Below are 24,949 nucleotides of genomic sequence, written 5' to 3' on the forward strand. Positions count from 1 at the left end.
CTGCTCGCCCGCACAAGTTGTCGTCATTAACCGTCTATCGTTATCACAGTGCGAAAACTTACCCAGGGCGTGTGAATGTTTTGCGTCGGGCGATGGTCACAGCCTTGCTCGTTCGTCTTCATGCGGTCTGTTCCAGCCGCTTTTGTCCTCAGGAATCTTCCATGGGTTTTTGTAAATTCTTGTTTGTGGGCTGCTTGTCACTGGTCAGTCTTGCCAGCCAGGTAAGCCGGGCTGAAACCGTCAAAGGCCTTTATCAAGTGCGCGAACCGGTCAACGGCCAGTCGCCGCAAGAGCGAGACGAAGCGACACAACGGGCACTCGATACGCTGGTATTGCGCCTGACCGGCGATCCCAAGGCGCCGCAGAATCCAGGGCTGGCGGCGATTCGCAAGGACCCCCAGCAAATCATCAGCCAGTACGGCTTCGAGGCCGGCCCGCCGGAAGTGTTAAAAGTCGATTTCGACCCCGGTACCACCGAGCAGGCCTTGCGCCGGGCCGGGTTGGCGATGTGGGGTGCCAATCGGCCGTCGATCCTCGGCTGGTGGCTGAACGACTACACCGAGGGTGCGAGCCTGGTGGGCGATGGCCAGGCCGGGGCGACACCCCTGCGCCGCGCCGCGCAGCACCGTGGTCTGCCCCTGCGTCTACCGCTGGCGGACCTGAACGAACAAATCGTCGCCACCGCGCCGAATCTGGAAAGTGCCGATCCGTCGGCACTGCGCAATGCATCGCAACGTTACAATGCCGACGCCTTGCTGGCGGTGCATGCCAGGGAAGAGGGTGGTCAGTGGCAAGCCAAGTGGCAGTTATGGCTGGGCGATCAGAAAGAAGCCGGCAGTGCCCAGGGCGCCGATCAAGCCGCTTTGGCGGACGCGGTGATGCTGGCGGTGAACCAGCGACTGGCGCCGCGATTTGTCGCCAAGCCTGGGGCTTCTTCCGCGCAGTTGCTGGAAGTCCAGGGCATGAATCTGGAGCGTTATGCGAGTCTTGGGCGTTTGCTCGAGCCTTTCGGTGGACGTCCGCAAAGTGTCGATGGCGACCGGATTCTTTATCGAGTCAACGGCAGTACCGATCAATTGCGCGCGCAGTTGTCGCTGGCCAGGTTGCAGGAAGTCGCCGCGGAGCAGGTGCCAGTACCGGCGCCCGCGGTACCCGTCCAGCCAGTAGCAGGTGGTGCGGCCCCTGCGGTCGCGCCTGCGCCGGCCCCGACGCCGCAATTGCGTTTCCGCTGGTAGGATTTTCTTTCTTTATATAGAAGCAATGGAGTGGTTCATGGCCGATACGCGGCGTTGGTTCTGGTTGGGTGGAGTGCTCCTGCTCTGCGCGTTTGTCTGGCTGTTGCACCCGATCCTCACGCCGTTCCTGGTGGCGTTGTTGTTGGCCTATCTGTTCGACCCCCTGGTGGACAGGCTGGAAAAGGCCGGCCTGTCACGGACCTGGGGCGTGATTGCGGTATTTGCCCTGTTCACCCTGATCTTCACCACACTGTTGCTGGTGTTGGTGCCGATGCTCGCCAAGCAGCTGTTTCGTTTGTATGAGCTGGCACCGCAGATGCTCGATTGGCTGCAGCACACGGCATTGCCATGGGCGCAGTCGAAGTTTGGCTTGTCGGAGGGCTTCTGGAAGTTCGACAAACTCAAGGCGGCGATCAGCGAGCACATGGGGCAGACCACCGACATCGTTGGGGTGGTGTTGAGTCAGGCGACTGCGTCGGGTTTGGCGTTGATTGGCTGGCTGGCGAACCTGGTGCTGATTCCGGTGGTGAGTTTCTACCTGCTGCGGGACTGGGACCTGATGGTGGCCAAGATCCGCAGCCTGTTGCCGCGCGATCGCGAAGAGCGTGCGGTGTCACTGGCCGAAGAGTGCCATGAAGTGCTCGGCGCCTTCGTCCGCGGGCAACTACTGGTGATGGTCGCATTGGGCGTGATCTACGCCGCGGGCCTGATGTTGGTGGGCCTGGAGCTGGGCCTGTTGATCGGGATGATTGCCGGTCTGGCGGCGATCGTGCCGTACATGGGCTTCATCATTGGCATTGGCGCGGCGCTGATTGCCGGCCTGTTCCAGTTTGGTGGCGAGTTGTATCCCATGATGGGCATCGTCGCGGTGTTCATGGTCGGTCAGGCTCTGGAGGGCATGGTGCTGACGCCGTTGCTGGTGGGGGACCGTATCGGCCTGCACCCGGTGGCGGTGATCTTCGCGATTCTGGCAGGGGGCGAACTCTTTGGGTTTACTGGCATTTTACTGGCGTTGCCAGTGGCGGCGGTCGTGATGGTGCTGCTGCGCCATGTGCATGATTTGTATAAGGATTCTGATATGTACAGTGGTGTTGACGATCCAGAGCTGTAGACGGGGTCACGGGCAGCCCGGGTAGACCCCGGCGGGCTGCCCGCAGCGCCAAAGAATCTGTCATAAAACCGGTGCGCTAACGCAAACCTTTGATTTTGCTTGTGGTCTGTCGCATTGTGCGGTCGGCTTCACGGGTATAAACTTCGCAAACTTTACACAGAGGCCACTAACGGTTCCTTTGGAACTGTTCAGTCAGCATGAAACCGATTCAGCTGCCCCTAGGTGTGCGTCTGCGTGACGACGCCACCTTCATCAACTACTACCCAGGCGCCAATGCCGCTGCACTCGGCTATGTCGAACGTCTGTGCGAAGCCGACGCCGGCTGGACCGAAAGCCTGATTTACCTTTGGGGCAAGCACGGGGTAGGGCGCACGCATCTGTTGCAGGCCGCGTGCCTGCGTTTTGAACAGATGGGCGAACCGGCGGTGTACCTGCCGCTGGCCGAGTTGATGGATCGCGGCATCGAAATTCTCGACAACCTCGAGCAATACGAACTGGTCTGCCTGGACGACCTGCAGGCGGTGGCAGGCAAGGCTGACTGGGAAGAGGCGTTGTTCCACCTGTTCAATCGGCTGCGTGACAGTGGTCGGCGTCTGCTGATCGCCGCATCGACTTCGCCGCGTGAGCTGCCGGTAAAGCTGGCGGATCTCAAGTCGCGCCTGACCCTGGCGCTGATCTTCCAGATGCGCCCACTCTCCGATGAAGACAAGTTGCGCGCCCTGCAACTGCGTGCGTCACGTCGCGGCCTGCACCTGACCGACGAAGTTGGACACTTTATCCTGACCCGCGGTACCCGCAGCATGAGTGCGCTTTTCGAACTGCTTGAGCAACTCGACCAGGCCTCCCTTCAAGCCCAGCGCAAGCTGACCATCCCGTTCCTCAAAGAGACGTTGGGCTGGTAGCCAAGGCCCCGTAAATCCAAGGCCCGCGGCGATATATCAAAAATTTCGGACGGCAAAAAATCCGCTTTTCTGCGCAGCGCAGACTGCGTAAGTGTCTAGAATGGGCTTTAGCGCTTAGATGTCAGCGAGAAACCAAGAAGTCACAAAAAGTTCGATTGAATTTGCAAATGAGGATGATAGCGGGCATAGTCTCGGCTTCTTGACATTAATCAGCCACGGTCGTGCCCATGCTAAATCGCTTTGCACCCCTCGTGCCCCTCGCACTCGTTACCCTGTTGTTCGGTTGCGCTGCCCACACGCCAGTGTCCGAGCAAGCACATCAACAGCAGGTTCAAAATTCCGCTACCGCCCAGTCTTCCGCGCTTTATCAGCAAGCGCTTGAACAGGAAGAAGCGGCCACCGAAAAAGAACTGGCCAGCTTTGCCAACGGCAAGTCGTACCAGCTTCCGGTCCTGGCCGACAGCATCCTCGAACGCGGCATGTCCCTGATCGGTACCCGTTACCGTTTCGGCGGTACCTCCGAAGCTGGCTTCGACTGCAGCGGTTTCATCGGTTATCTGTTCCGTGAAGAAGCGGGCATGAACCTGCCACGCTCTACCCGCGAAATGATCAACGTGGACGCACCGCTGGTTTCGCGCAGCAAGCTCGAGCCAGGCGACCTGTTGTTCTTCGCCACCAACGGTCGTCGCGGTCGTGTGAGTCACGCCGGAATCTACCTGGGCGACAACCAGTTCATCCACTCCAGCAGCCGCCGCAGCGGCGGTGTGCGCATCGATAGCCTGGGCGACAGCTACTGGAGCAAGACCTTCATCGAAGCCAAGCGTGCTCTCGCGATGGCGCCTGCAGCGACTCCAATCGTCACTGCCCGCAAGTAAGCGTACTTTTCGTGAGGCGAACTTAAAGTCTTACTTGAAGTTTGGCTGATAAGCGCTAAAATTCTGATCATGAATGATGGCAAACCGCCTGCGTACTCCGCAGGCGGTTTTCTTTTCTGCACTCGCGCAGAAAAAAGCCGCAGCCCTGATCAGGATGCTCTGCTATGACGATGTCGGCCCGCCTCGCAATCATGCTGTTCGCAGCGCTGCTCAGCGCTTGCGCCAGCCGTACCCCGCCACCCGCGCCAGTGGTGCGCGCACCCATCGTGTTCGGTCCCGCCCAGGCCTTTTCTCCGGAAGCGGAAGACGTACTGTTTCGCGCGTTGGGGTTGGTCGGTACGCCTTATCGCTGGGGCGGCAATACACCGGACTCCGGATTCGATTGCAGTGGCCTGATTGGCTACGTCTACCGAGACGTTGCCGGAATTTCCCTGCCGCGCACCACCCGCGAAATGATTTCCATGCAGGCGGCCAATGTCGGCAAGGAAGGCCTGCAAACCGGTGACCTGATTTTCTTCGCCACCAATGGTGGCTCCCAGGTCAGCCATGCCGGGATCTATGTCGGTGAAGGGCGTTTCGTCCATGCGCCGGCCACGGGTGGCACGGTCAAGCTCGACAGCTTGTCCAAGGCTTATTGGCAGAGGGCCTACCTGAGCGCCAAGCGTGTACTGCACCCCGAGCATCTGGCGCGCAATCCGTAATCGCCAGAGGGAGTTGTCATGACCGCCCGCACGCTCAACCTCGACGATTCGCTCTATCAATACCTGCTCGACGTTTCCCTGCGCGAAACGCCAGTGCTCAAGCGCTTGCGCGACGAAACCCAGGCGCTACCCATGGCGCGCTGGCAGGTGGCTCCGGAACAGGGGCAGTTTCTCGCCTTGCTGGTGAAGCTCATCGGCGCACGGCGTGTGCTGGAAGTCGGTACCTTCACCGGATACAGCGCCCTGTGCATGGCGGCGGCATTGCCGGATGACGGTGGGCTGATCTGCTGTGACATGCCCGGCGACTACAACGCCACCGCCCGCCGCTATTGGCAGGAGGCCGGTCTGTCCGGGCGCATCGATCTGCGATTGGCGCCGGCGCTGGAAACCCTGGGCAGTCTGGACGAGCCAGGCCAGTTCGACCTGGTGTTCATCGATGCCGACAAGGCCAATTACCCGGCCTACCTGGAGCATGCGCTACGGCTGTTGCGTACCGGCGGGCTGGCAGTATTCGATAACACGCTGTGGAGTGGTCGGGTGCTTGAGGGTAACCCCGAAAGCGCCGATACCCGCGCTATCCAGGCGCTTAATCGTGCCTTGAAGGATGACGCGCGGGTGGATTTGTCGCTGTTGCCGTTGGGGGATGGCTTGACGCTCTGTCGTAAACGCTAAAGATCGCATGCATCCTGCAGGAGCGAGCTTTCTCGCGAAAAACCAGAGAGCACCGCGGGGTGTCAGGCTCCCCGCGTCATCGTTGACCTCCATCGCGAGCAAGCTCGCTCCTACAGGTGTTTGTGTGCAGGTCATTGCACGGCTGACACCCGCCACACCTTGTTCCCCACATCATCGGCCACCAGCAAATCCCCTTGCTGATCGATCACCACGCCCACCGGCCGGCCCATGGCCTTTTCCTCGTCATTCAAAAAACCGCTGAGCACCTCCACCGGTTGTCCGCTCGGCTTCCCGGCGCTGAACGGTACGAATATCACTTTGTAGCCGCTGTGCGGCTTGCGGTTCCATGAGCCATGCTGGCCGATGAAGGCGCCTTCCTTGAACTGCGCCGGCAACGTGTTGCCTTCGGCAAACGTCAGGCCCAGTGAGGCCGTGTGCGGGCCGACCGCGTAGTCCGGGGCAATCGCCTTGGCCACCAGGCCGGGGTTTTGCGGTTCGACGCGAACATCGACGTGCTGGCCGTAATAGCTGAATGGCCAGCCATAGAAGGCGCCATCCTTGACCGAGGTGATGTAGTCCGGCACCAGGTCGCTGCCGATTTCATCGCGCTCGTTGACGGCCGTCCACAGCGCACCGCTTTGTGGCTCCCAGGCCATGCCGTTGGGGTTGCGCAGGCCTGAAGCGAAGATCCGGTGGTTGCCGGTGGCACGGTCCACTTCCCAGATAGCCGCGCGTCCTTGTTCCTGGTCCAGGCCGTTTTCACCGACGTTGCTGTTGGAACCCACCGTCACGTACAGCTTGCTGCCGTCCTTGCTGGCGATGACGTTCTTGGTCCAGTGGTGATTCAGGGTCCCACCTGGCAGGTCGACGACTTTGATCGGTGGTGACTTTATCGCCGTGTCGCCCTCTACATAGCGAAAGCGCAACAGTCGGTCGGTGTTGGCCACGTACAGGTCATTACCGACCAGGGTCATGCCAAAGGGCGAGTTGAGGTTTTCCAGGAACACCGTGCGGGTTTCGGCGATGCCATCATGGTTGCTGTCGCGCAGCAGCGTGATGCGGTTCGGGCTTGGCACGGAGGCACCGGCGCGCCCCATGACTTTCTTGGTGATCCAGCCCTTGATGCCTTTGTTGTCATCGGGTTTGGGCGGGGCGTTGGTTTCGGCGACCAGCACGTCGCCATTGGGCAGCACGTACAGCCAGCGCGGGTGATCGAGGTTCTCGGCAAATGCGCCGACCTGGGTGCCACTGGCCGCCACGGGTTTGGCGCCGTCCGCCCAGCCGATGGCCGGGGCGATGTTCATCGTCGGAAACAGTGTCTTGTTGGGTTCCGGGAGCTTGGGGGATGGCCCGATGCCGTCGGTGACTTGCAGGCGGGCGGATTCGCCACAGGCGGCGAGCCCTCCCGCCAGCGCGATAACGAAAACCAGCTGGGACGTGCGCATTGCTGACCTTCCCTATGAATGAGGTGACTTAAATCATAGAGAAGCGCGGCGGCCCGATGGTTCAACCTCAGCCGCGAGCTTCCTTGAGCAGCAGGGCAACACCGGGGTGGTAGTGACCGGCTTCGTTGCGCAATTTGCGATAGGCATAAGGGAAATACCAGGCCACGGCGCAGCTGTGCTCCTTTTGCAGGTCATCGACCATGTCCTGCAGTTCTTCCGGAGTAGCACCTTGCTGGCTCTTGTGCGGTGCGACGAACAGGCAGCCGATTTTCAGGTCGCTGGCGTAGCTGATTTTTTTCGCGTCGCTGGTGATGTCCAGAAGGGCCTGGGTCAGGTTCAGGCTGTTGACCCGTGGCCAGCGTTGCGTGGTCTGCAGCCAGGCGCGCGCTTCGGGCGTGGCGATAAACAGATCCGCGCGGCCGTTGCGTTCGCCTTCTTCGGTCTGTTTACGGGTGGGCGATTGTTGCAGGGTGATCATCTCGGCCATCCAGGCCGCGGCGGACAGCAGGCCGAGGTTGGCTTTTTCGTCGAGCCAGTAGGGCGTCTCGTTGTCGCCGCGCACGGCGTTGTAGCGGTCGATACAGTCGAACCAGCGTTCCAGGACCGGACGCAGGAATTCCAGTTTCGGATTGCTGATGATCATGCCTTGCATGGGGTTCACCCTTGTTATTGTGTTGTGGCTATTTGATATCACTGCCGTGAGTGTGGCACAAGATTGACGTCACTTTATTGAGGGGTGGCAGTTATTCGTTGCGCCACCGCGTCTTCAATTGACGCTCCACCCCCAACCCTCTAACCTTCGCCGCTTGTTTCAGGTGCTCTGTGACTTGGGTCGACAGAGTGAAACAGGGAAGCCGGTGAGTTGAGCGCTTCAGTCGATGAAGCCCTGCGATCCCGGCGCTGCCCCCGCAACGGTAAATGAGTGAAAACTGCGTCTGAAGCCACTGTGTCGATCGTTGATGCGGGAAGGCGCGCAGTCCGGCATTACGCCGCTCATGAGCCCGGAGACCGGCCTGATCCATCCAAGCGGCATCACGGTGGGCGATGCCAGGCTTCTTGCCGTCTATTCTTGTGCCTGCCCGCCGTTAATCCTGCCTCAACGGAGAGCTCCCCCATGTCTGATACCCCTGATCGTGACGAACGCCACCTGGCGCGCATGCTGCGCAAAAAAGCCGTGATCGACGAACGCATCGCCAATTCCCCGAACGAATGCGGCCTGCTGCTGGTGTTGACCGGCAACGGCAAAGGCAAGAGCAGCTCGGCCTTCGGCATGCTTGCCCGTGCCATGGGGCACGGCATGCAGTGCGGTGTGGTGCAGTTCATCAAGGGGTGCAACAGCACCGGCGAAGAGTTGTTCTTCCGGCGCTTCCCCGAGCAGGTGCGTTTTCATGTGATGGGCGAGGGCTTCACCTGGGAGACCCAGGATCGCCAGCGCGACATCGCGGCGGCCGAAGCGGCCTGGGCGGTGTCGCAGCAACTGCTGCGCGACCCATCGATCGGCCTGGTGGTGCTGGACGAACTGAACATCGCCCTCAAGCACGGCTATCTCGATCTCGATCAGGTGCTCAGTGATCTGCAGGCGCGTCCGCCCATGCAGCATGTGGTGGTCACCGGTCGCGGCGCCAAGCCGGAGATGGTCGAACTGGCTGACACCGTCACCGAAATGGGCATGATCAAGCACGCCTTCCAGGCCGGTATCAAGGCGCAAAAAGGCGTCGAGCTGTGAATCAACCTCGACATTGCCCGGCGGTACTGATTGCCGCGCCGGCCTCCGGCCAGGGCAAGACCACCGTGACCGCCGCGCTGGCCCGCTTGCATCGCAACCAGGGCCGCAAGGTGCGGGTATTCAAGTGTGGCCCGGATTTTCTCGACCCGATGATCCTCGAGCGCGCCAGTGGTGCGCCGGTTTATCAACTGGACATGTGGATGGTCGGCGAGCAGGAAAGCCGTCGCCTGTTGTGGGAGGCCGCCGCCGAGGCTGACCTGATCCTGATCGAAGGCGTTATGGGGCTGTTCGACGGAACGCCGTCCAGCGCCGATCTGGCGCGGCATTTCGGCGTGCCGGTGCTCGGGGTGATCGACGGCACGGCCATGGCCCAGACCTTTGGCGCGCTGGCCCTGGGCCTGGCGCGCTATCAGCCGGACTTGCCGTTTGCCGGCGTGCTGGCCAACCGCGTGGGCACCCTGCGCCATGCGCAACTGCTCGAAGGCAGCCTGACCGAAGGCCTGCGCTGGTACGGCGCCCTGTCCCGGGAAACCGGGATCGAGTTGCCGAGCCGCCACCTGGGCCTGGTGCAGGCCAGCGAGTTGAACGACCTGGACGTGCGCCTCGATGCGGCGGCCGACGCCCTGGCCAGCAGTTGCGAAGTCGCGCTGCCACCGGCGGTGACCTTCGCCGCGCCGGATGTGATCGCGGCCGAACCGCTTCTGGCTGGCGTGCGTATTGCCGTGGCCCGTGACGAAGCGTTTGCGTTTACCTATGGCGCCAGCCTGGATTTGCTGCGGGCGATGGGCGCCGAGCTGCGGTTTTTCTCGCCGATCCGTGACGCTGGTTTGCCCGAGGCAGACAGCTTGTATCTGCCGGGTGGTTATCCGGAATTGCACCACGTAGCGCTGTCGCAGAACACCTCGATGCTGGCGGCGATCCGCGCGCACCACGCGGCGGGCAAACCCTTGCTGGCGGAATGTGGCGGGATGCTTTATCTGCTCGATTCGCTGACCGATGTCGAGGGTACGCGCGCGGAACTGGTCGGCTTGTTGAAGGGCGATGCGGTGATGCAAAAGCGCCTCGCTGCATTGGCGTTGCAAGCGGTGGAGCTGCCGGAAGGTTCGCTGCGTGGGCACACTTATCATCATTCTCTGACCACCACCGAACTGACACCGATTGCCCGTGGCTTGAGCCCTAACGGCGGGCGCGGGGCGGAGGCGGTTTATCGTGAGGGGCGGATGACGGCCTCTTATGTGCATTTTTATTTTCCGTCCAATCCATCGGCGATTGCTGCTCTATTTGTGCCCGACCTTGAAGCCGCCATCGCGAGCAAGCTCGCTCCTGTAGGAGCTGGCTTGCCAGCGAAGAGGCCATGACCGACAACGCCTTCTGCGAAGCCGAACGCGATGCGGTCTACCGCGCCATCGCCGAGCGCCGCGACATGCGTCACTTCGCTGGCGGCACCGTCGAGCCCGAATTGCTACGGCGCCTGCTCGAAGCCGCGCATCAGGCGCCGAGTGTCGGCCTGATGCAGCCCTGGCGCTTCATCCGCATCAGCGATCGCGCCTTGCGCAGCCAGATCCAGGTCCTGGTGGAACAGGAGCGCGTGCGCACCGCCGAGGCCCTCGGTGAGCGCACCGACGAATTCATGCAGCTCAAGGTCGAGGGCATCAACGACTGCGCCGAAGTACTGGTCGCCGCGCTGATGGACGATCGCGAGCGGCATATCTTCGGTCGTCGGACCTTGCCGGAAATGGACCTGGCCTCGTTGTCCTGCGCAATCCAGAACCTCTGGCTGGCGTCCCGCGCCGAAGGGCTGGGCATGGGCTGGGTCTCGCTGTTCGAACCGCAAGCCCTGGCGGACCTGCTGGGCCTGCCGCCGGGTGCCAAGCCCCTGGCGATTCTCTGCCTGGGACCGGTCAAGGCCTTTTATCCGGCGCCGATGCTGGTACTCGAAGGCTGGGCGCAGGCGCGTCCGCTGAGTGAGCTGTTGTATGAAAACTATTGGGGAGTGAGTCAATGAGTGTGGCGTTGTTGAGTATCGCCGCAGTGGCGCTGGATGCGCTGCTGGGTGAACCCAAACGCTGGCATCCGCTGGTGGCGTTCGGCCGATTTGCCGAGCGCATCGAGCAACGTTTCAACGGTGGCGGTCGCGGCTGGCGCAGCCATGGGGTCACCGCATGGGTGATCGCCGTGTTGCCACTGACCCTGTTGGCCACGGCATTGTCCTGGGCACCCTACGTCGGCTGGGTCGTCGAGATCCTCGCGCTCTATTGCGCCCTGGGCATGCGCAGCCTCGGCGAGCATGTCGAACCTGTGGCCAAGGCCCTGCGCAGCGGTAATCTTGAAGAAGCGCGCCAACGCGTGAGTTATCTGGTCAGCCGTAAGACCAGCGACCTGGATGAAACCGCCGTCGCCCGCGCCGCCACCGAATCGGTGCTGGAAAACGGCAGTGACGCAGTGTTCGCCGCCTTGTTCTGGTTTGCCGTGGCCGGTGCGCCGGGCGTGGTGCTCTATCGTTTGAGCAACACCCTGGACGCGATGTGGGGCTATCGCAACGAACGCTTCGAGCGTTTCGGCTGGGCGGCGGCGAAGATCGACGACGTGCTCAACTACATTCCAGCGCGCCTGGTGGCGTTGACCTACGCGCTGCTGGGCAAGACCCGTCTGGCGTTGAAATGTTGGCGCACCCAGGGGCCGACCTGGGATAGCCCGAATGCCGGCCCGGTGATGGCGGCGGGTGCCGGTGCGTTGGGGGTCGAGTTGGGCGGGCCGGCGATTTATCACGGTGAACTGCATCAGCGCCCGCAGCTGGGCGAGGGCGTGCCGGCCGATGCCGACGCCATCGACCGCGGCTGGCAGCTGGTCCAGCGAGGGGTATGGTTGTGGCTGCTGATTTTGTGCGTGGGGGCTGAATTTTATGCTTGAACACGGCGGACGACTGCGCAAGGCGGCGCACGATTACGGCATCGACGAAGCCGAATGGCTCGACCTGTCCAGCGGCCTGGCGCCCTGGCCGTTTCCGGTGCCGGACATCCCGCTGCGCGCCTGGGCGCGGTTGCCGGAAACCGATGACGGCCTGGAGCAGGCAGCCTGCGACTATTACGGCACTCTGCAGGCATTGCCGGTGGCCGGCTCGCAGATGGCCATCCAGTTGCTGCCGCGTTTGCGCAGGGCGGGCAAGGTCGGCGTACTGTCGCCCTGTTATGCCGAGCACGCCGAGGCATGGCGGCGCAATGGCTACATCGTGCGCGAGGTGCTGGAGCAGGAGGTCGACTTTTTCGTCGATAGCCTCGACGTGCTGGTGGTGGTCAACCCGAACAACCCGACAGGGCTGAACCTGACGCCCGCGCGCCTGCTCGACTGGCATTCGCGCCTGGCCCCGCGCGGTGGCTGGCTGGTGGTGGACGAGGCCTTCATGGACAACACGCCGCACCTGAGCGTGGCGCCGTTTGCCCATCAGGTCGGCTTGATCGTGTTGCGCTCCTTTGGCAAGTTTTTCGGCCTGGCCGGGGTGCGCCTGGGTTTTGTCCTGGCTGAGCGCAGGCTGCTCAAGTTGCTCGCCGAGCAAGTCGGGCCGTGGGCGGTCAGCGGGCCGACCCGGGTGCTGGGCCAGGCGTGCCTGCGCGACACCGAAGGGCACACGCGCCAGCGGGAGCGCGCCGATGAGGCCAGCGCGCGGTTGGCCACCTTGTTGACACAATACGGCTTCGAGCCCCAGGGCGGGTGCGCCCTGTTCCAATGGCTGATCACCGAGCGTGCCGAACTGCTTCACGACTTCATGGCCCGGCGCGGCATTCTGCTGCGCCTGTTCACCCACAACAGCAGCCTGCGTTTTGGCCTGCCTGGCGATGAAGTCGACTGGGCACGCCTCGCATCGGCGCTGGACGCCTTCGCCAAGGAACACCCATGACCACGCTGATGGTGCAGGGCACCACCTCCGACGCCGGTAAAAGCACCCTGGTGACGGCCCTGTGCCGCTGGGCGACGCGCCAGGGTGTCAGGGTGGTGCCGTTCAAGCCGCAGAACATGGCGCTCAACAGCGCGGTGACGGCCGACGGTGGCGAAATCGGGCGCGCGCAAGCGGTGCAAGCCCAGGCTGCCTTGCTTGAGCCCCACACCGACATGAACCCGGTGCTGCTCAAGCCCAACAGCGATACCGGCGCCCAGGTGATCATTCATGGGCGTGCGGTCACGACCATGAACGCCGTGGCCTATCACGACTACAAGGCTATCGCCATGCAAGCGGTGCTGGCCTCCCATGAGCGCTTGAGCGCGGCGTATCCGCTGGTGATGGTCGAAGGCGCGGGATCGCCGGCCGAGATCAACCTTCGTGCCGGCGACATCGCCAACATGGGCTTTGCCGAAGCGGTGGATTGCCCGGTGGTGCTAATCGCCGACATCAATCGGGGCGGGGTTTTCGCCCACCTGGTCGGCACCCTGGAGCTGCTGTCGCCGAGCGAACAGGCGCGGGTCAAAGGCTTCATCATCAACCGCTTTCGTGGCGACATCGCGCTGCTGCAACCCGGTCTCGACTGGCTCGAGGCGCGCACCGGCAAGCCGGTGATCGGCGTGCTGCCGTATGTGATGGACCTGCACCTGGAGGCCGAGGACGGCATCGATCAGCGCCAGGCCGACAAGACCGGGCAATTGTTGAAAGTGGTGGTGCCGGTGTTGCCGCGCATCAGCAACCACACCGATTTCGATCCGCTGCGCCTGCACCCGCAAGTGGACCTGCAATTCATCGGCCCCGGCCAGGCGATTCCATCTGCCGACCTGATCATTCTCCCGGGCTCGAAAAGCGTGCGCAGCGATCTTGCGTACCTGTGCGCCAACGGTTGGGATGCCGCGATCTCCCGGCATTTGCGCTACGGTGGAAAAGTGCTGGGCATTTGCGGCGGCCTGCAGATGCTCGGTGAGCAGGTGCATGATCCCCTGGGGCTTGAAGGCGCGCCGGGCTCCAGTGCCGGTTTGGGCTTGCTGGCCTTCCAGACGCAGCTCGAAGAGCACAAGCAACTGCGCAACGTGCGTGGGCGCCTGGCCCTGGAGAATGCTGAGGTCAGCGGCTATGAAATCCACGCTGGCGTCACCACCGGCCCGGCCCTGGAGCATGCTGCCGTGCAGCTGGACGACGGGCGCTGCGATGGCGCGCAAAGTGTTGACGGGCAGGTTTTCGGCACCTACCTGCATGGCTTGTTCGAATCCCCGGCGGCGTGCAGTGCGCTGTTGCGTTGGGCAGGATTGCAGGATGTGCAGGACGTGGATTACCACGGGTTGCGCGAGCGGGATATCGAGCGGTTGGCGGATCTGGTGGAGAAGCATCTGGATACCGCGCTGCTGCGTGAGCTCTGCGGGATTTGAGGTGGCTGTGCTGGCCTCTTCGCGGGCAAGCCCGCTCCCACAGGTGACCGCGTTCCCTGTAGGAGCGAGCTTGCTCGCGAAGACGGAATCGGCCTCACCGCCTATTTGAAGGAATGAACCATGCTCCAACTGATCCTCGGCGGCGCCCGCTCCGGCAAGAGTCGCCTGGCTGAAAAGCTGGCAACTGACAGTCAGCTCCAAGTGACCTACATCGCCACCAGCCAACCCCTGGACGGTGAAATGAACGAACGGGTCGCCCATCATCGCGCCCGCCGTCCCGCCGAATGGGCGCTTATCGAAGAGCCGTTGGAACTGGCCCGCGTCCTGCGCGAAAACGCCAGCGCTAACCGTTGTCTGCTGGTGGATTGCCTGACGCTGTGGCTGACCAACCTGCTGATGCTTGAAGATGCCGAGCGCCTGAACGCCGAGCGCGAAGCCTTGCTCGAATGCCTGGCATCGTTGCCGGGTGAAATCATTTTTGTCAGCAACGAGACCGGAATGGGTGTCGTGCCGCTGGGCGAATTGACTCGCCGCTATGTCGATGAAGCCGGTTGGCTGCATCAAGCCCTGGCCGAGCGTTGTCAGCGCGTCATCCTGACCGTCGCCGGCCTGCCCCTGACTTTGAAAGGAACTGCGTTATGAACCCATCCTGGTGGCTGAACCCGTGCCAACCGATCGACGCCCAGGCGGTCGAGCAGGCGCAAGCCCGTCAACAGCAACTGACCAAGCCGGCTGGCTCCCTCGGTCAGCTTGAGTCGGTGGCGGTGCAACTGGCCGGGCTCCAGGGGCAGGTCAAGCCAAGCCTTGAACGGTTGTGGATCGCGATTTTTGCCGGTGACCATGGTGTGGTGGCCGAGGGAGTCTCGGCCTATCCCCAGGAAGTCACGGGGCAGATGCTGCACAACTTCGTCAACGGCGGTGCGGCGATCAGCGTGTTGGCGCGGCATTTGGGCGCCTCCCTGGAAGTGGTCGATCTCGGCACCATCACCTCGTCGTTGAACTTGGCGGGGGTGCGTCACCTCAACATCGGCCCGGGCACGGCGAATTTCGTGCAGGGGCCGGCAATGAGCGTGGCGCAAGGCGAACGTGCGTTGCAGGCCGGTCGCGAGAGCGTGCAGCGGGCCATCGCGATGGGTGCGCAACTGTTCATCGGCGGCGAAATGGGTATTGGCAACACCACGGCGGCCAGCGCCTTGGCCTGTGCCTTGCTCGATTGTCCGGTAGCGCATCTGACCGGGCCGGGCACCGGGCTGGATGCGTCGGGTGTCAGTCATAAAGCGCAAGTGATCGAGCGTGCGTTGGCCTTGCACGGCGCTCAGCGTGACGATGCGTTGCAGACCCTGTTCAATCTCGGTGGTTTTGAAATTGCCGCACTGGTCGGCGCCTACCTCGCGTGCGCCCAACACGGCATCGCGGTGTTGGTGGACGGATTCATTTGCTGCGTAGCGGCGTTGGTGGCGGTGCGTTTGAACCCGGCGTGCCGGCAATGGCTGTTGTTCGGTCATCGCGGGGCCGAGCCGGGGCATCGCCATGTGCTGGAAACCCTGGATGCCCAACCCTTGCTGGACCTCGGGTTGCGCCTGGGCGAAGGCAGTGGCGCCGCGTTGGCCGTGCCATTGCTGCGCCTGGCCTGCGACCTGCACGGGCAGATGGCGACGTTCGCCGAAGCGGCGGTGGCGGATCGTCCTGCATGATCTTGCATCTGGATCTGCTGCGCCACGGTGAAACCGAACTCGGCGGCGGCTTGCGCGGCAGCCTCGATGACGCGCTGACGGACACCGGCTGGGCGCAGATGCGCGCAGCGGTGGCGCAGCAGGGACCCTGGGATCGCCTGGTCAGTTCACCGTTGCAGCGCTGTGCGCGATTCGCCGAAGAACTGGCGGTGCAATCAGGACTGCCGGTCGAGCTGGACAGCCATCTGCAAGAACTGCACTTCGGTGCCTGGGAAGGGCAGAGTGCCGCGGCGCTGATGGAAACCGACGCCGAGGCCCTGGGGTTGTTCTGGGCGGATCCCTATTCCTTTACCCCGCCTGAAGGCGAGCCGGTTGCGGACTTTTCCGCGCGGGTGTTGGCGGCGGTGGCGCGTTTGCACGTGGCCTATGCCGGGGAGCGTGTGCTGCTGATCAGTCATGGCGGGGTCATGCGATTGTTGTTGGCCCATGCCCGGGGCTTGCCACGGGAGCAACTGCTGAATGTTGAAGTGGCGCATGGGGCGCTGTTCTCGCTGGCGGTCGAGCCCGGTGGCGCATTAAGGGAAGTGCGCTGAACATGTTGCCATTCTGGATCGCCCTGCAATTTCTCAGCAGCCTGCCCATTCGCCTGCCGGGCATGCCGACGCCTGAGGAGCTGGGGCGCTCGCTGCTGTTTTACCCGCTGGTGGGATTGCTGTTCGGCTTGATTCTGTGGGGGATGAACTGGCTGTTGCTGGGCACGCCATTGCTGCTTCACGCGGCATTGTTGCTGGCGGTATGGGTGCTGCTCAGCGGCGCGCTGCATTTGGACGGTCTGGCCGATAGCGCTGATGCCTGGCTTGGCGGATTCGGTGATCGTGAGCGTACGTTGACGATCATGAAGGATCCTCGCAGCGGGCCGATCGCAGTGGTCACACTGGTGTTGGTGTTGCTGTTGAAATTTGCCGCACTGGTTGCGCTGATCGAACAGCAGCATGCACTGGCCCTGATTATGGTTCCCTTGATCAGCCGCAGCGCATTGCTGGGGTTATTCCTCACCACGTCTTACGTACGTCCCGGTGGCTTGGGTCAGGCCCTGGCCGATCATCTTCCGCGGTTGGCGGGCAAGCAGGTGATGGCGGCAAGTAGCCTGTTGTGTGTACTGATCGCTGGCCTCAATGGTGTTTGGGCGCTAGTGCTGGCGGCGTTGATTTTCGTCTGGCTCCGGCAGGTGATGCTGCGTCGATTGGGCGGCACGACGGGAGACACGGCGGGGGCGTTGCTGGAATTGCTGGAAGTTGCGATCCTCGCAGGACTTGCACTTATTTAACCACGGGTATATACACGCATCATGCTCGACTCCCAATGTTTATGCATCAACCTGCGTCGCGCCGCCCGTGGCGTCAGCAGGCATTACGACGGCGCTCTCGATGGCTTCGGGATCAACGTTGCCCAGTATTCTTTGCTGTGCAATCTGCAGCGCCTCGATCAACCGAGTATTTCCACCCTCGCCGAGGCCATGGGGCTGGATCGCAGTACCCTGGGACGCAATTTGCGGGTGCTGGAAGGTGAGGGCCTGGTGATGCTGGTCGAGGGCGAGGACATGCGCAATCGCATCGTCCTGCTGACTGAAGCGGGCGCCGAGCGCCTGGCAGCCGCCTTGCCGGCGTGGGAGGCGGCGCAACAGCGATTGATTGATCGCCTCGGCGCGGAAAAGCGTGAAACGTTACTCAAATTGCTGGACGAACTGGCATGAAGCCGGTTTGTACGATCATAAGCGGGTATATACCCGCGACCGGAGAACAAGAATGACCTCGATGTGGCGTACGTGCGGTTGGGTGTTGGTGGGCAGTGCGCTGATCCTGGCGTTGTCCTTGGGGGTGCGGCACGGTTTCGGGCTGTTCCTGGCGCCGATGAGCGCGGAGTTCGGCTGGGGGCGTGAAGTCTTCGCCTTCGCCATCGCCCTGCAAAACCTGATCTGGGGCCTGGCGCAACCGTTCACCGGCGCCCTGGCCGACCGCTTCGGCGCGGCGAAAGTGGTGCTGGTCGGCGGTGTCCTGTACGCGGCGGGGTTGGTGTGCATGGGGCTTTCCGACTCGGCGGTGACCTTGTCCCTGAGCGCCGGCCTGCTGATCGGGATCGGCCTGTCCGGCACGTCCTTCTCGGTGATCCTCGGCGTAGTCGGGCGCGCGGTGCCGCCGGAAAAACGCAGCATGGGCATGGGGATCGCCAGCGCCGCCGGTTCGTTCGGCCAGTTCGCCATGCTGCCCGGCACGCTCGGGTTGATCGGTTGGCTCGGCTGGTCCGCGGCCTTGCTGGTGCTGGGGCTGCTGGTGGCGCTGATCGTGCCGCTGGTGGGCATGCTCAAGGACAAGCCGCTGCCGGTGCTCGGCCACGAGCAAACCCTCTCTGAAGCGCTGCGCGAGGCCTGTTCCCATTCGGGGTTCTGGCTGTTGGCGTTCGGCTTTTTTGTCTGTGGGTTCCAGGTGGTGTTCATTGGCGTGCACCTGCCGGCCTACCTGGTGGATCAACATCTGCCGGCGACCGTGGGCACCACGGTGCTGGCGCTGATCGGCCTGTTCAACATCTTTGGTACCTATACCGCCGGCTGGCTTGGCGGGCGCATGTCTAAACCACGTTTGCTCACTGCCCTGTACCTGTTGCGAGCGGTGGTGATCGCGCTGTTCCTGTGGGCGCCGGTGACGACCACCAGCGCGTACCTGTTCGGGATGGCCATGGGTTTGCTGTGGTTGTCGACCGTGCCCTTGACCAACGGCACGGTCGCGACCTTGTTCGGCGTACGAAACCTGTCCATGCTTGGTGGGATTGTGTTCCTGTTTCACCAGCTGGGGTCGTTTCTCGGTGGCTGGCTGGGCGGGGTGGTGTATGACCGGACGGGGAGCTACGACTTGATCTGGCAGGTGGCGATTCTCTTGAGCCTGATGGCCGCAGCCCTGAACTGGCCCGTGCGTGAGCGGCCAGTGGCGCGCCTGCAAAGCCAGATGAGTGCGACATGAACAGTCTCTGGCCGCGGATCATGCTCGGCGCTGTCTGCGCCTTGCTGCTGGCGCTGGCATGGTGGGGCTGGCACCAGGGAGGCCTGGCGCTGATGCAGTTGGGTATGGGGGCGTGCTAGAAGGAGGCGTGAATAAACGCGTTGTCTTGAAGTCCATCGCGAGCAAGCTCGCTCCTACAAAGGAAGTACCGATATGCTGATGCGCTGGCTGGCGGTTCCTGCGTTACTGGTAGTCTTTGCCGGATTGGCCCAGGCAGACGATTGCCCGGCGTTGCTGCAAGGTTCGTTGCCCAAGTTGCGCGCCAACGAATCCATCGATCTGTGCCAGCGCTTCGCCGGCAAGCCGCTGGTGGTGGTCAATACCGCAAGCTTCTGTGGGTTTGCCCCACAGTTCAAAAGCCTTGAGGCGCTCAATCAGCGATACAAGGCGCAGGGCCTGGAGGTGATCGGTGTCCCGTCCAATGACTTCAAGCAGGAGTCCAAGGATGGCGCCGAGACGGCCAAGGTCTGTTATGTGAACTATGGCGTGACCTTCACCATGACCGAGCCGCAGAAAGTCCGTGGCGACGATGCAACGCCTCTGTTCAAGGAGCTCGCCAAACAGGCCGACAGCGCGCCGAAGTGGAACTTCTACAAGTACGTGGTCGATCGCCAGGGCAAGCTGATCGCCAGTTTCTCCAGCCTGACCAAGCCGGATGATCCGGACTTCATTGCGGCGGTGGAGAAAGCGCTGGCTTCGCCGCCGTTGGCTGCCACGCCCTGATCGACGCTCATTACCGAACATGACGCAACCCTGCGGCAGCTCCGGGTATTGCGTTATCGGGTTGAAATGAAAAAGCCCCGCCTCTGTGCCAGAGAGCGGGGCTTTTTTGATTCGGTCGGCGAGGGGTTCAGGCTCCCCGCAAATCATCAGAAGCGGTAAGTGGCACCAACGCCGAAACCGTTCGCACTGTTTTCGTACTTGGCGTTGTAGGACTGACCCAGACCGTTTTGTCGAGCGACAGTGACAGATTCTTCCTTGAGGTAGGAGTAAGCCACATCGATGGTCCAGTCGTCGGTTGGGTTGAAGCCCGCACCGACACTGAAGATTGTCCGGTCGCCGGTAGGAATGCGTGGCGAACGATCAGTGTTGTTGGTAGGCGACTGGTCAAAGGTGAGACCGGTACGCAGTACCCACTGCTTGTTCAGCTGGTAGGAAGTACCCACGGCGTAGGCCCAGGTGTCATGCCAGTTCTGGTCTTCCTTGATGGTGCCAACGATTTGTGGGGCCAGTGCGCCACCGCTGAGTGCGCTTACGCCTTCGTTGTTGACCGTGATGTCTTTCAGGCGGCTCCAGCGAGTCCAGGTCGCGCCGGCATAGAGCTTCCAGGCATCGTTGATATCCTGAGTCACGGAAAGGTCATAGGACTCAGGTGTTTCGATCTTCAACGACGCATCGTAACGGTTGGATTTGAGTAGCTGAGGCGGCACATTGCTGCCGGCAGTCACTTCGGTGTGGCCGTCGAGCTTGTAGTTCACTTTCGAGTGATAGGTCAGGCCCACGCGGGTGGTGTCGGTGGCTTGCACCAGGACGCCGGCGGTAAAGCCCCAAGCCGTATCGTCGCCCTTGATCTGGATATTGTTGTCGCCAGTCCCGCGGACAGGGAGCGCAATGTCCGATTCCAGGGTGCCGGAAATACGGTTGATGGTAGGGCCAAAACCGATCGATACCTTGTCGTTGAAGGCGTAGCTGACAGTTGGCTGCAGCGAGATGACTTTAACTTCGCTCTTGCTGCCGAATGCGCGACCCTGATAGCCACTTTCGTAGTCGGTGATCAGCCCGAACGGAGCGTAGACACCAAAACCAACAGACCATTCATCGTTGAGTTTATTTGTGTAGAAACCCATCGGTACTGAAGTGAACGGAACCATATCGCCTTTGTTGGAACCGGTTGAACGGCCGCTGGTATCGCTGATATCGCTCGAGGCATCGATCGCTGCGATACCGCCAGTGATTTGCTGGCCTTTGAGGCGAGACATACCGGCAGGGTTACCGTATACGGTGGATGCGTCGTCGGCAGAAGAAGATCGCCCGGCAAAACCTGTCCCCATCCCGCTGATGCTTTGTTCGTTGAGGGCAAAGCCACTGGCGAAGATTTGGGTGGATGCCATGGCAACGGCGAGGCTAATGGTGGTTTTGAGCATTACTTTTTTCATTATTAGAACTCCTGGTGATCACCGGGGCGAAAATTACCAACATTTTCGTCCCAGCGCCATAGGCTGTAATGCTTGATTTAGAGCGGTTTTGTAGGACAATCCGACCAGATTCGCTGCAAGTTGAGCGATCATTGGATCCAGAGGGTTCAGCAGGCGACCTGATTCAGCGGTGATACACAGGTTTGCCAGGCGCAGGTGAAGTCTCGCAGGCGTCCCTGGGGCTGGAAGGTCTGGCGCCAGATTCGGGCCATGCCCAGCAGGTCGTCTGCTTCGGGGAGGGGGGTGTTCTGTTCTTCGACCAGCAGCCAGGCGATGGCAGTGGCGTAACGCAGGTTGACGGTCAATTCCAGGTGCGGGCCACTGAGGAATGCATGCTGGCTGGCCAGGCCCCGAACCAGGCTCGCGCGTTCCGGGTCGAGTGCCAGGTAGTGATCCCAAAGCGCCTGGTGGCGGGGTTCGGCGATTCGGTACAGGCCGTGTCCACGGCGGTCATGCAGGGCGGAACCAAGGGCTGACTGGCTGGCGGCGATGCCTAGCAGCAGGGATTCGGCGGTTGCGCTATGGCGTCCAAGGTAGATCAAGGTCGGACGGATCACATAACGGCACAGTTCGCTGGCAGCGATACCCATAAAACCCTCGATACATCAATTTGGCGACGAACCTGAACGGCTTTGGCAGCGGTGAATCGACTCAGGCTCGTCGGAAGCGGTTCACGGCCGCTTGAGTTGAAGTCTAGTGTCATATTCACCGCGTAAAGGACTGTTTTTAAAATATTTCCGCCTGCGAGTTATAAACCTTATATCTATCCGTACTTAGTCATCGTGAAACGTCGGGCAACAAAAAGCCCCGCTTTTCGGGGCGGGGCTTCTGGTGTTTCAGCCGAGCTGGCGTTTCAGGCCACCAGGGCCTGGCGCGTACGCTCGATCACCGCCTGCAGCGGCTCGGCGCTGGAGTACTGATCGGGGTACAGGCGTTCGCTGTGACGGGCGATGCCGTGTTCGTTGACCAGGGTGAAGCTGAAACAGCCTTTGCGAGCGGCCATGATCAGGCAGTTCATCGGTGCAAAGGCATTGGTGAGGGTGCGGATAGCATCCTGAGTGTGGATTTGAGTAGACATAGTCATTGGGTGTTCCTACAAGCGACACGGATAAGAGCCGTGCAAAATTAAAACGTTCCAGTGACGACGACCACCGTTGGTCGAACGAAGAACCCGACTGGAACAAAGCAGCCAGTTTGAAGCGCTGATAATTGGCGCGCTTGGGCTGGCAGGTAGGTACTTAGGAGGGCAGGCAACACATCGAGGGCAAAGGTTCTGGGCCCGGGGTGAAGATCCTGATCAATTTGCAGGCTGGTTCGGTCAGAGTAAATGAGCCTGGCAACACCCTTTGCGTTCGATTCAAAGGCTGTGTTGGCGCAAGATTTACCTGGAAACCATCGAGGTGGCCGATCCCGCTTTTTCGGTGAGGGCTTCCTGTTGGAAGGCTGTCCCGGGGGGATTTGTTCGACCAGAATTGACTTTCAGCTTGGTACTAACGCCGCGGATACTAACGGATTGAACTGGTTAAGGGAAGTGTACAGCCAAAAAAACTTGCAATGCTCGCTTGGCTTCGTCGTCCGCCGGCAACTTGGCGATGCCTGGGAGCTGCCCCGTAATCGCCCGGAATCCGACCGATGGTCATCATCATTCAGCCCGGCGCAAGCAGCCTGGGACACGGGTTTAGCGGGGGTTATCCCCGGCAATCGAAGAAAAATGCGCCGAAAAAGCACAGCGATATAACCGTCGCAAAGGTAGTTGTGCACATTAGTTGCGCAGACTGTCACCGCGCTGTCATGCAGCCTTCAAACGCAGTGGGTGCCTGTAACCAAAATTTAAGTCAATGAAAAACATCGCTTTTTTTAACTGGTGAAAAAATCGTCAGTTTGACTGCAGGCCCCGTTCCACAAGCCTTTGCGCGAGTTCAATGGCGGTTGTCCACTGAGTTATCCACAGCTTCTGTGGATTGTCCCGAGCGCTTGCTCTAGGACGGGCGTGCCGGGTTTTTTTCGGCTTTACCTGTAAGAAAAAGAGAGTAGAGTGGCGCGCCTTCCGATCTGCCCACAGTGCTTTATGAAGTTTCGTACACCACCTCCTTGCTCATCCGACAATTCGTCCAAGGTTGCCTCGCCCAAGCGCTTTTCGATGCGGGTGGCCGAGTGGCTGCTGGACAGCCCGCGCCTGGGCGAAAACCCGAACGTCAAGCACATCGCCGGACGTTTGCTCAAGCAACCGGCCCGTGAAGGCATCGTCGCGGCACAGAGCCGTCTGGGCCAGTTGATGTGCCGAGAATGCGGCAATGCCCGGGATCGCCGCATTGGCCAGGATCTCTTGCGTCAGGCCGCGCGGGCAGGGGACTTGCGCGCGCAACAGGAACTGGGCCTGATCGAAGACTGAGCTGTCCAAGACCTGACGCCTTGGTTAACCTTCAAGCTTTATTTCAATGGCAGGAGTGGCTATGGCTATGGACTTGACCAGCGCATTGCTGGGGCTGGCGGGTGCGGCGTTGCCGTTGCTGGTGTTGGCCTGGCAACTGCAACGCCGGGCGAGCACCGCCCAGGCCCAGGCGACGTTGCTGGAAGAGCGCCTGGCCACGGCGCATCTGGCGCAGGATGGCTTGAATGCGCAGCTCGAGGCCTGTCGCGATGAAATCGCCGATCTGGGTCAAGCCAACGCCGCCAAACAGGCGGACCTGGCCGCCGTGCGACGTGAAGTCGAGCTGCTGCAAATCGAGCGCGACGATGCCCGCGATGCGGCCCATGCCTGGAACATCGAACGCGCCGGCAAAGACGTCGAATTGCGCCGCCTCGACGCCCAGGCCGCGTCACTCAAGGCCGAGCTGCGTGAGCAGCAGGAAAGCCATCAGCAGCGCCTCAACGACCTGCAGGGCTCGCGAGACGAGCTGCGTGCGCAGTTCGCCGAGCTGGCGGGGAAAATCTTCGATGAGCGCGAGCAGCGGTTTGCCGAGACCAGCCAACAACGCCTGGGGCAATTGCTCGATCCGTTGAAGGAGCGCATCCAGTCTTTTGAAAAGCGCGTCGAGGAAAGTTATCAGGCCGAAGCCCGGGAGCGCTTCTCCCTGGCCAAGGAGCTGGAGCGCCTGCAACAGCTCAATCTGCGCCTGAGCGACGAAGCCACCAACCTGACCCGCGCCCTGAAAGGACAGAAAACCCAAGGCAATTGGGGCGAGTTGATCCTGGAGCGCGTGCTTGAGCATGCGGGGCTCGAGAAGGGGCGCGAGTACCAGACCCAGGTCAATCTCAAGGGCCCGGATGGCGAGCGTTTCCAGCCGGACGTGATCATCTACCTGCCGGGCGACAAGCAGGTGGTGGTCGACTCCAAAGTCAGCCTGACGGCCTATCAGCAGTACGTGGCGGCCGAAGACGAAGCCATCGGCCAGATCGCCATCAAGCAGCACGTACTGTCGTTGCGCAATCACGTCAAAGGCCTGGCCGGCAAGGACTACAAGCGCCTCGACGGTTTGCACAGCCTGGATTTCGTCCTGCTGTTCGTGCCGATCGAAGCGGCGTTTTCCGCTGCGTTGCAGGCTGAGCCGACGCTGTTCCAGGAAGCCTTCGACCGCAACATCGTGATCGTCAGCCCGACCACTCTGCTGGCGACCCTGCGGGTCATCGACAGCCTGTGGAAGCAGGAGCGGCAAAGCCAGAACGCCCGGGAAATCGCCGAGCGGGCCGGGTGGCTGTACGACAAGTTCGTGCTGTTCATCCAGGATCTGGACGAAGTCGGCAACCGCTTGCAGCAACTGGATAAGGCCTACAGCTCGGCGCGCAACAAGCTGACAGAAGGACGCGGCAACCTGGTCAGCCGCAGCGAACAGCTCAAGTTGCTGGGCGCGCGGGCGAGCAAGAGTTTGCCGGCGGATTTGCTGGAACGGGCGATGACCGATGTGGACGGGTTGGTCGAGTTACCAGAGTAGGAGCGAGCTTGCTCGCGATGGACGTGAACGATGACGCTTGTTGCCTGACACCCCGTGGTGCTCTCAGGTTCATCGCGAGCAAGCTC

The 24,949-nt window shown here is 61.7% G+C and carries 27 protein-coding genes and 1 riboswitch; of the genes, 22 read left to right on the top strand and 5 right to left on the bottom strand.

Going from position 1 to position 24,949, the window contains the following annotated elements; translation table 11 throughout:
- Positions 1–161: 161 nt before the first annotated feature.
- The 6 genes from ACYP2Q_RS05665 to ACYP2Q_RS05690 all read left to right on the top strand — a co-directional run bounded on the left by ACYP2Q_RS05665 (position 162) and on the right by ACYP2Q_RS05690 (position 5,496).
- Positions 162–1,235, top strand: a complete 1,074-nt coding sequence (locus tag ACYP2Q_RS05665) for a DUF2066 domain-containing protein (protein ID WP_459729612.1) — start codon at positions 162–164, stop codon at positions 1,233–1,235.
- Positions 1,236–1,272: 37 nt separating this feature from the next.
- Positions 1,273–2,346, top strand: coding sequence for an AI-2E family transporter (locus tag ACYP2Q_RS05670; RefSeq protein ID WP_459729613.1), 1,074 nt, complete (start codon positions 1,273–1,275; stop codon positions 2,344–2,346).
- A gap of 197 nt (positions 2,347–2,543) precedes the next feature.
- Positions 2,544–3,248: a DnaA regulatory inactivator Hda gene (gene hda, locus ACYP2Q_RS05675; RefSeq protein WP_008063324.1), complete on the top strand. Its 705-nt coding sequence runs from the start codon at positions 2,544–2,546 to the stop codon at positions 3,246–3,248.
- Between the two features lie 227 nt (positions 3,249–3,475).
- Positions 3,476–4,123: a C40 family peptidase gene (locus tag ACYP2Q_RS05680; RefSeq protein WP_459729614.1), complete on the top strand. Its 648-nt coding sequence runs from the start codon at positions 3,476–3,478 to the stop codon at positions 4,121–4,123.
- A 164-nt stretch (positions 4,124–4,287) separates the two neighbouring features.
- Positions 4,288–4,824 (top strand): C40 family peptidase, encoded by a 537-nt coding sequence (locus tag ACYP2Q_RS05685; RefSeq protein ID WP_459729615.1) that lies wholly within the window; start codon positions 4,288–4,290, stop codon positions 4,822–4,824.
- Between the two features lie 18 nt (positions 4,825–4,842).
- On the top strand, positions 4,843–5,496 hold the full coding sequence (locus tag ACYP2Q_RS05690; RefSeq protein ID WP_459729616.1) for an O-methyltransferase: 654 nt from the start codon (positions 4,843–4,845) through the stop codon (positions 5,494–5,496).
- 131 nt (positions 5,497–5,627) lie between these two features.
- Here the strand turns inward: ACYP2Q_RS05690 and ACYP2Q_RS05695 are convergent, their stop codons facing one another.
- Together ACYP2Q_RS05695 and ACYP2Q_RS05700 are read right to left on the bottom strand one after the other, a co-directional pair.
- Positions 5,628–6,941, bottom strand: a complete 1,314-nt coding sequence (locus ACYP2Q_RS05695) for a PQQ-dependent sugar dehydrogenase (protein ID WP_459729617.1) — start codon at positions 6,939–6,941, stop codon at positions 5,628–5,630.
- Positions 6,942–7,008: 67 nt separating this feature from the next.
- Positions 7,009–7,593, bottom strand: coding sequence for a hypothetical protein (locus tag ACYP2Q_RS05700; protein WP_459729618.1), 585 nt, complete (start codon positions 7,591–7,593; stop codon positions 7,009–7,011).
- Positions 7,594–7,737: 144 nt separating this feature from the next.
- A riboswitch (cobalamin riboswitch) is annotated at positions 7,738–7,972 on the top strand.
- A gap of 83 nt (positions 7,973–8,055) precedes the next feature.
- Here ACYP2Q_RS05700 and cobO point away from each other — a divergent pair.
- From cobO to ACYP2Q_RS05770, 14 genes are all read left to right on the top strand, one after another.
- Positions 8,056–8,667, top strand: a complete 612-nt coding sequence (gene cobO / locus ACYP2Q_RS05705; RefSeq protein ID WP_459729619.1) for a cob(I)yrinic acid a,c-diamide adenosyltransferase — start codon at positions 8,056–8,058, stop codon at positions 8,665–8,667.
- Positions 8,664–10,025 (top strand): cobyrinate a,c-diamide synthase, encoded by a 1,362-nt coding sequence (locus ACYP2Q_RS05710; protein WP_459729620.1) that lies wholly within the window; start codon positions 8,664–8,666, stop codon positions 10,023–10,025. The genes cobO and ACYP2Q_RS05710 overlap by 4 nt, the downstream gene beginning before the upstream one ends.
- Positions 10,022–10,672 carry a 5,6-dimethylbenzimidazole synthase gene (bluB, locus tag ACYP2Q_RS05715; protein ID WP_459729621.1) on the top strand — a complete coding sequence of 217 codons (651 nt, stop codon included), beginning with the start codon at positions 10,022–10,024 and terminating at the stop codon, positions 10,670–10,672. Before ACYP2Q_RS05710 ends, bluB begins: the two co-directional genes overlap by 4 nt.
- Entirely contained in the window at positions 10,669–11,577 is a 909-nt protein-coding gene (cbiB, locus tag ACYP2Q_RS05720; protein ID WP_459729622.1) for an adenosylcobinamide-phosphate synthase CbiB, read from the top strand. Before bluB ends, cbiB begins: the two co-directional genes overlap by 4 nt.
- The gene (cobD, locus tag ACYP2Q_RS05725; protein ID WP_459729623.1) at positions 11,570–12,562 is read left to right on the top strand and encodes a threonine-phosphate decarboxylase CobD; all 993 of its coding nucleotides are present in this window, start codon (positions 11,570–11,572) and stop codon (positions 12,560–12,562) included. The genes cbiB and cobD overlap by 8 nt, the downstream gene beginning before the upstream one ends.
- Positions 12,559–14,010, top strand: coding sequence for a cobyric acid synthase (locus tag ACYP2Q_RS05730; protein WP_459729624.1), 1,452 nt, complete (start codon positions 12,559–12,561; stop codon positions 14,008–14,010). Before cobD ends, ACYP2Q_RS05730 begins: the two co-directional genes overlap by 4 nt.
- A 120-nt stretch (positions 14,011–14,130) precedes the next feature.
- Entirely contained in the window at positions 14,131–14,652 is a 522-nt protein-coding gene (cobU, locus tag ACYP2Q_RS05735; protein WP_459729625.1) for a bifunctional adenosylcobinamide kinase/adenosylcobinamide-phosphate guanylyltransferase, read from the top strand.
- Complete coding sequence (gene cobT, locus ACYP2Q_RS05740; RefSeq protein ID WP_459729626.1) at positions 14,649–15,704, top strand: nicotinate-nucleotide--dimethylbenzimidazole phosphoribosyltransferase; 1,056 nt, start codon at positions 14,649–14,651, stop codon at positions 15,702–15,704. The genes cobU and cobT overlap by 4 nt, the downstream gene beginning before the upstream one ends.
- Positions 15,701–16,276: an alpha-ribazole phosphatase family protein gene (gene cobC, locus ACYP2Q_RS05745; protein WP_459729627.1), complete on the top strand. Its 576-nt coding sequence runs from the start codon at positions 15,701–15,703 to the stop codon at positions 16,274–16,276. Before cobT ends, cobC begins: the two co-directional genes overlap by 4 nt.
- A gap of 2 nt (positions 16,277–16,278) precedes the next feature.
- On the top strand, positions 16,279–17,010 hold the full coding sequence (locus ACYP2Q_RS05750; protein ID WP_459729628.1) for an adenosylcobinamide-GDP ribazoletransferase: 732 nt from the start codon (positions 16,279–16,281) through the stop codon (positions 17,008–17,010).
- 21 nt (positions 17,011–17,031) lie between these two features.
- On the top strand, positions 17,032–17,436 hold the full coding sequence (locus ACYP2Q_RS05755) for a MarR family winged helix-turn-helix transcriptional regulator (protein ID WP_459729629.1): 405 nt from the start codon (positions 17,032–17,034) through the stop codon (positions 17,434–17,436).
- A gap of 52 nt (positions 17,437–17,488) precedes the next feature.
- Complete coding sequence (locus ACYP2Q_RS05760) at positions 17,489–18,697, top strand: MFS transporter (protein ID WP_459729630.1); 1,209 nt, start codon at positions 17,489–17,491, stop codon at positions 18,695–18,697.
- Complete coding sequence (locus tag ACYP2Q_RS05765; RefSeq protein ID WP_459729631.1) at positions 18,694–18,816, top strand: hypothetical protein; 123 nt, start codon at positions 18,694–18,696, stop codon at positions 18,814–18,816. The genes ACYP2Q_RS05760 and ACYP2Q_RS05765 overlap by 4 nt, the downstream gene beginning before the upstream one ends.
- Before the next feature lie 73 nt (positions 18,817–18,889).
- Positions 18,890–19,459 (top strand): glutathione peroxidase, encoded by a 570-nt coding sequence (locus ACYP2Q_RS05770; RefSeq protein ID WP_459729632.1) that lies wholly within the window; start codon positions 18,890–18,892, stop codon positions 19,457–19,459.
- A gap of 146 nt (positions 19,460–19,605) precedes the next feature.
- On the opposite strand, the gene ACYP2Q_RS05775 is transcribed toward ACYP2Q_RS05770, so the two are convergent.
- From ACYP2Q_RS05775 to ACYP2Q_RS05785, 3 genes are all read right to left on the bottom strand, one after another.
- A complete protein-coding gene (locus tag ACYP2Q_RS05775) occupies positions 19,606–20,892 on the bottom strand; it encodes an OmpP1/FadL family transporter (RefSeq protein ID WP_459729633.1) in 1,287 nt (428 codons plus the stop codon).
- Positions 20,893–21,038: 146 nt separating this feature from the next.
- Positions 21,039–21,521, bottom strand: a complete 483-nt coding sequence (locus tag ACYP2Q_RS05780) for a hypothetical protein (RefSeq protein WP_046819412.1) — start codon at positions 21,519–21,521, stop codon at positions 21,039–21,041.
- Positions 21,522–21,784: 263 nt separating this feature from the next.
- Complete coding sequence (locus ACYP2Q_RS05785; RefSeq protein WP_007898912.1) at positions 21,785–22,009, bottom strand: hypothetical protein; 225 nt, start codon at positions 22,007–22,009, stop codon at positions 21,785–21,787.
- A 990-nt stretch (positions 22,010–22,999) separates the two neighbouring features.
- Here ACYP2Q_RS05785 and ACYP2Q_RS05790 point away from each other — a divergent pair.
- Together ACYP2Q_RS05790 and ACYP2Q_RS05795 are read left to right on the top strand one after the other, a co-directional pair.
- The gene (locus ACYP2Q_RS05790) at positions 23,000–23,323 is read left to right on the top strand and encodes a sel1 repeat family protein (RefSeq protein WP_459729634.1); all 324 of its coding nucleotides are present in this window, start codon (positions 23,000–23,002) and stop codon (positions 23,321–23,323) included.
- Between the two features lie 175 nt (positions 23,324–23,498).
- Positions 23,499–24,863: a DNA recombination protein RmuC gene (locus ACYP2Q_RS05795; protein ID WP_459730079.1), complete on the top strand. Its 1,365-nt coding sequence runs from the start codon at positions 23,499–23,501 to the stop codon at positions 24,861–24,863.
- The last annotated feature ends 86 nt before the right edge of the window (positions 24,864–24,949 follow it).

Source organism: Pseudomonas sp. MHK4 (assembly GCF_054600775.1).